Below are 6,198 nucleotides of genomic sequence, written 5' to 3' on the forward strand. Positions count from 1 at the left end.
AGGACGGCTTTAAGCTACAATGCAAAAAGCGATAACCAAGCTAAAAACCGAACCTTGACCACAGATAGTAGGGGGTTTCGTTCAGAAAAGACTTCAAATTCGGCCTTGAACGAGTAAAACTTTCTAGGAAATAAGGTTGAACATGAGATTTTTTCGACTTGTTCAAAGTGGCCGGAGGGCATTCGGACACTCAAAACGGACGTGGAGGAAAGCGTAAGACTACCGCTAAGGTAGCAGCATCCTGTGAAGCGTCAACCCCATTCAACGACCATCCTAAAAAGGTGGCGTGGTGAGGAATCACCGTCCGTTTACGGCGGTGAGGATGTCAACCCAAAGCAGTCCTGATCGGTTTAGTCAATCAAATTATTATTCTACCGATCGTCGGCTTTATTATTGTTTCTCTTTTGCCTCTCCGGCCAGAAATTGCCGTCGGTTTAATGATTGTCGCCATTTGTCCAGGCGGTCCTTCCTCCAATGTTTTAACCTATTTAGCTAAGGGAGATGTGGCCCTTTCTGTTACTTTAACCGCTTTTAGCAGCATCATCACTATTTTCACAATACCTTTTTTAGCTAGTTTCACTCTCCAGCATTTTATGGGTGAAAGTGCCGCCATCTCCCTACCCATTGGTTCCACTATGGCGCAGATATTTTTGATTATAGTTTTACCCCTGGTTATGGGTATGACTATCCGCCATTACTTCCCTTTACTGGCCAAAAGTCTGGAACCGATAACTAATCGTTTAGCCGTGATTTTTCTAGCGGTTATTATCTTCTTATTAATCCTGAGAGAATGGCAACGTTTACCTTTATTTATCGCTCAAACTGGCATCGCAGTGATCATTTTAAATACGATTGCTTCCCTAATTGGCTTTTTCAGTGGTCTTTTATTTCAATTAACTATTCCCCAAAGAATTTGTATTGCAATTGAAGTGGGTATTCAAAGCGGCACTTTAGCTATTGGCATCACTGCCGGTTTATTAAAGAATCCCGATCTGGCCATTCCCGCAATGGTCTATAGTTTATGGATGTATGTCAGCGCTTTTGTCGCTGTTTATTATGGTCGCAAAAAAGCAGCTTTGGCAAAATAGGTAAATGGGGTGATAGGATCTAGCTAAAAAACTGATAACTGATTATGTTAATTGGTAAATATTTAACCCTAGAAGAATTATCTACCTGTTCCCAAACCTATCAAAAGTATGCAGCGCAAATCGATCCCTACCCAAAAAATCCTGAAACGATAACCGCTTGGCAAAATCTCGCTCACTTTATTATCGATCCAATTATTGATAACTTTGGTCGAGAAAGATTCCAATTAACCTATGGATTTTGTTCCAATGATCTGAGAAAATTTCTCCAAAAAAAAGACCAAATTACTGGCTTAAAAAACGGTAGAATCGATCCCAGTCGTGATCAACATTGCGCCCACGAAATTAATCAAAAAGGTCAATATTATTGTCAGCGATTGGGGGCAGCCTGTGATTTTCGGATTATCGATTTAACTAGCGATCGCCTGATAGATTGGATTTTAACCCAAAAATTACCCTTTGATTCTCTCTATTTTTACGGAATTAATCGCCCAATTCATATCAGCTACGGACCCCAACATAAACGAGTTCTATGGACTTTTACCCCTAGAGGAACACCGACTAAAAAAGGTTTACAATCATGGTTAGAAGCCGCTAAATCTATCGATTCTGAAGCTAAAAAATCCCCCAAAATAGGGGGATAACCAAGACTTAAAACCCTCTTCTTTTAGATTTCTGGTTCCAGATCGTCCTCATCGTCCTCGTCGGCTGGTTCCGTGGGGAAAGGAACCGAACCCATGTCTAATTTATCCCGCAATAACTTCTCAATTTCCGCCGCTACTTCTGGCTTTTCTTCGAGATATTTAACGGCATTATCGCGACCCTGGGCAATATTTTCGCCATTATAGCTATACCATGCCCCTTTACGAGTAACTACGTTAGTTTGTTCGGCGATATCGAGCATACAACCCACTTGGGAAATGCCTTTACCGAAGATAATATCAAATTCAGCAATCCGGAAAGGAGGCGCGACTTTATTTTTAGCCACCTTAACTTTAGCCCGAATTCCGTATTCTCCTTCCGTGCCTTTTTTCAAAGTTTGAATGCGACGGATATCTAAACGTACCGAGGCATAAAATTTTAAGGCCGTTCCTCCGGTGGTCACTTCAGGATTGCCGTAGGTGACACCGATTTTTTGCCGCAGTTGGTTGAGGAAAATCACCACACAACCCGATTTACCAATATTACCAGCAATTTTTCGCAGGGCTTTACTCATCAAACGGGCCTGCAAACCCACCTGATTATCCCCCATTTCCCCCTCAATTTCCGCCCGCGGCACTAAAGCGGCCACCGAGTCGATGACAACGATATCCACGGCCGAAGAACGCACTAACTGGTCAACTATTTCTAAGGCAGCCTCCCCCGTATCCGGTTGTGCCACCAGTAAATTATTGATATCTACCCCTAAATCTTCCGAATAGGTGGGATCTAAAGCGTGTTCCGCATCGACAAAGGCCGCCACTCCCCCAGCTTTCTGCACTTCTGCGATCGCATGGAGGGCTAAGGTGGTTTTTCCAGAACTTTCCGGCCCGTAAATTTCGACGATACGGCCCTTCGGTAAACCGCCACCCAAAGCCATATCTAGGGTTAAAGCACCACTAGGCACGGTTTCCACCCGCATCCGGGTGGCGTCTCCCAAACGCATAATCGAACCTTTGCCAAAGTTGCGCTCGATTTGAGTTAAGACTAAGCCTAAGGCTTTATCTCGATCGGAATTATTTGTCATTGTCGCCATTAATTTTCTCCCCAGTTTTCTTAAGTAGTACAGCAGTATGCAAAGATTGTAGCCTGTTTTAATCTTGATCACCAAAAAGTTAGAGACTTTTTCCAGAATGGTGATCAAAAATCAAAAGTTTTGATTTTTACAGCCAAGGCCGGCTCATCTGTTCTAATTGCGTCACCTCTCGCGCTTCTAAACTCCATCCTAACGCCCCGGCATTTTCAATCGCTTGGGCTGCAGTTTTTGCCCCCGGAATGGGAATCACATCCCCTTGGGCGATTAACCAATTGAGGGCGACTTGTGCGGGGGTTTTTTGGTATTTTTCGCCCAATTCTTGCAGTACCCTTAAAATTGGGGCTATTTTCTCCAAACCTTCTTTTTTGAACCGCGAGTCAACTTTTCTGGCTCCATCGGGCAAATTCTGGCTTTCTAGGCTATATTTACCCGTCAGTAGTCCTTGAGCGAGAGGGCTGTAGGCGAGGATGGTGACACCTAATTCCTTGGCCGTGGCTAAAATTGCCTTAGTTTCTATTTTGCGATACAAAAGCGAATACTGCACCTGATTGACCGCTAAGGGAACCTCTTTTTTCGCCAAAATCTGGCTTGCTTGACGCATTTGCTCGGCGGAATAATTACTTACACCCACGGAACCAATCCGGCCGCGTTTTACTTCTTCCCCTAGGGCATTCATTAGGGTTTCTTGGCTAATCAGGAAGGTGAAGGGCCAATGCACTTGGTAAAGGGTAATTTTATCGGTTTGTAGACGGTTTAAGCTCTCGGTAATGGCATTATGAACCGCATTCGCCCCCAATCGCCACGGTACGGGGGCAAATTTGCTGGCAATATCGATGGGAATATCGGTCTGTTGGGTAAATTTTCCTAAGAGTCGTTCCGATTCCCCCAGTCCATAGACTTCGGCAGTGTCAAAAAAGGTGATTCCTGCCTCTACTGCCGCTTTAAAGGCCTCCTCTACCTGACTAGCTCCGTATTCCTTGCCATAGTTCCAGAATAGTTTATCTCCCCATGCCCAAGTCCCGATTCCCAAGGCACTGACGGCAATTCCTGTTTGTCCGAGATTAGCGGTTTGTCTAGTCATATTCCCTACAAAGAATGACAGCGTTTCTCATTTAAAGTTGAAGTGTAACCTATATTTGGTCTGACTCCCCACTAACCCCCTTTTTTGATTCCGGGAAATTCCCACCCATAATTAATGGGAAAGGACTTGACTTTGCCGGCGACTTGCGCTATGCTTTTCTTATAATGGGAATCTGTGCAAAAATTTTTCAGATGCAAAGATTTCCATTATGAATAAAATCTTTTAAAAATATTATCGCAAAATCTGCCGACAAAAGCAAGCGAAATTTTGCCGATAATTGTTAAGTTTTGTATCTGGTTCCCCGGTTCTACCTGATAACTGTTCACCGAACACAGCAAAATCTCCCCAACACCCGGCCCCCACTAACCCCCTTTTTTGATTCCGGGAAATTCCCACCCATAAGTAATGGGAAAGGACTTGACTTTGCCGGCGACTTGCGCTATGCTTTTCTTATAATGGAAATCTGTGCAAAAATTTTTTAGACGCAAAGATTTCCATTATGAATAAAATCTTTTAAAAATATTATCCCAAAATCTGCCGATAAAAGCAAGCGAAATTTTGCCGATAATTGTTAAGTTTTGTTAACAAAAAAATACAGAGATCAGCAAGGTAAAAAAATCGAAGTCTCTTGCTGATCCTGTTTGTCGCCTAAGCTATGATTAGGTTAGGCGAATTTTGCGCTTTGACTAATTGTTAGTGCTAACTTCCGTGGTTTCAACAATTGCCGTCGGTTGGCAGGGAGTGGGTTGAAATTTCTCTGGAAAAGAGAAGCCTAAAAATGATGCGATCGCAAACATGGTGCTGATAATTTTGGCAAGACTAACAACGTCTTCTCTGTACTTTAACCAATATTTATACATAATCATCAATCCTTTTACTTAGGAGGTGAACTATCTTTAGATTAAAAAAAATCTGATTATTTGTCGTTACTCAAAAGTCCTAAAAATGGTACTTTTTTTAGGTACTCTCAAGTAACCTGACAGGGTACTGAAAAGTAATCTTAAGTCCTGCAACCCTTAAAAAATGATGATAAATGAACTAAAAATGACTGAAATTAAACCCCCTTCATGGACTGAATTAGAAATGCTGGTTAATGATCTGAAAAAAGAGCATACAAACAAGGGATTAACAGACTTGGATACAAAAATATTAAAAGGTATTTTTGATGATAAAACATATCGTGATCTAGCGGAAGAAATTAGGACAGAAGAACAGTCAATCAAGAATGCGGCTTCTAGTTTATTTAAAATCTTGTCAGAGCAAACAGATGAAAAGATTGGAAAGAGTAATCTGATTACTGCTTTGGCAAGGTATAGAGATAATTCTCAGACATTTGATCATAACAATAAACCTCAAACTCAGCAATCAAATAAAGTTCTTGAATTAGTTATTGAGGTAGGGATAGACGACCTGACACCAGAGAAAATTGATAAGATTAACAACCTTATTCAAAAAATCGCCAGAGACAACACGATCAAGCCTATTATGAAACTTAAAGGCAGTATTCGGCTATTTTTAGAAGGTTCAGAAGATGGACTCCAGCGCCTAGCAGATTTCCATCAATCGGGCGAATTGCAAGCCCTTCTCAATGAACTTAAATCAGACGATATACCCGAAATTATCGTCAAAAAAGCAGAGTTCACTACAGATGCAAAAGTTATTAAAAAAGCCGAATTAATTAAGGCAATTCGAGAGGGAACAATCGATAAGACAACTCTACAACAAGTTGATTTAAGTGGGGCTAACCTGTGGGGGGCTGACCTGAGAGGGGCTAACCTGAGTGGGGCTAACCTGAGTGGGGCTAACCTGTGGGGGGCTGACCTGAGAGGGGCTAACCTGAGTGGGGCTAACCTGAGTGGGGCTAAACTGAGTGGGGCTGACCTGTGGGGGGCTAACCTGATTGAGGCTGACCTGAGTGAGGCTGACCTGTGGGGGGCTAACCTGAGTTGGGCTAACCTGAGTGGGGCTATCCTGAGAAAGGCTAACCTGAGTGGGGCTAACCTGAGAGAGGCTATCCTGAGAGGGGCTAAACTGAGTGGGGCTATCCTGAGAGAGGCTATCCTGAGAGGGGCTGACCTGAGAAAGGCTAACCTGAGTGGGGCTAAACTGAGTGGGGCTAAACTGAGTGGGGCTGACCTGTGGGGGGCTAACCTGATTGAGGCTGACCTGAGTGAGGCTGACCTGTGGGGGGCTAACCTGATTAGATCTCTTGCAAAAGTAATCAAGATATATCCTTTTGTCGGTAACGAAGTTCGTAATTGTAGATACCAGCAATCAAATTCAATCTCAGACCAAAT

Annotated in this window: 5 protein-coding genes and 1 pseudogene; 3 read left to right on the forward strand and 3 right to left on the reverse strand. The window is 43.0% G+C overall.

Features of this window, described 5'->3' with window-relative positions; all coding sequences use genetic code 11:
* Nucleotides 1-329: 329 nt before the first annotated feature.
* A pseudogene (locus tag IM477_RS15010) lies at nt 330-1,088 on the forward strand (bile acid:sodium symporter family protein); the annotation flags it as partial.
* A 44-nt stretch (nt 1,089-1,132) separates the two neighbouring features.
* Complete coding sequence (locus tag IM477_RS15015; protein ID WP_287732386.1) at nt 1,133-1,729, forward strand: hypothetical protein; 597 nt, start codon at nt 1,133-1,135, stop codon at nt 1,727-1,729.
* 23 nt (nt 1,730-1,752) lie between these two features.
* Here the strand turns inward: IM477_RS15015 and recA are convergent, their stop codons facing one another.
* The 3 genes from recA to IM477_RS15030 all read right to left on the reverse strand — a co-directional run bounded on the left by recA (nt 1,753) and on the right by IM477_RS15030 (nt 4,761).
* Nucleotides 1,753-2,820, reverse strand: a complete 1,068-nt coding sequence (gene recA / locus IM477_RS15020; protein WP_287169519.1) for a recombinase RecA — start codon at nt 2,818-2,820, stop codon at nt 1,753-1,755.
* A 127-nt stretch (nt 2,821-2,947) separates the two neighbouring features.
* Nucleotides 2,948-3,901, reverse strand: coding sequence for an aldo/keto reductase (locus IM477_RS15025; RefSeq protein WP_287732387.1), 954 nt, complete (start codon nt 3,899-3,901; stop codon nt 2,948-2,950).
* 686 nt (nt 3,902-4,587) lie between these two features.
* On the reverse strand, nt 4,588-4,761 hold the full coding sequence (locus IM477_RS15030) for a hypothetical protein (protein WP_172969281.1): 174 nt from the start codon (nt 4,759-4,761) through the stop codon (nt 4,588-4,590).
* A 163-nt stretch (nt 4,762-4,924) separates the two neighbouring features.
* On the opposite strand from IM477_RS15030, the gene IM477_RS15035 reads away from it, so the two are divergent.
* On the forward strand, nt 4,925-6,198 hold a 1,274-nt coding region (locus IM477_RS15035; RefSeq protein ID WP_287732388.1), incomplete at its 3' end, for a pentapeptide repeat-containing protein.

Origin of the sequence: Microcystis sp. M090S1 (genome assembly GCF_020246295.1) — a bacterium.
GTDB lineage: Bacteria > Cyanobacteriota > Cyanobacteriia > Cyanobacteriales > Microcystaceae > Microcystis > Microcystis aeruginosa.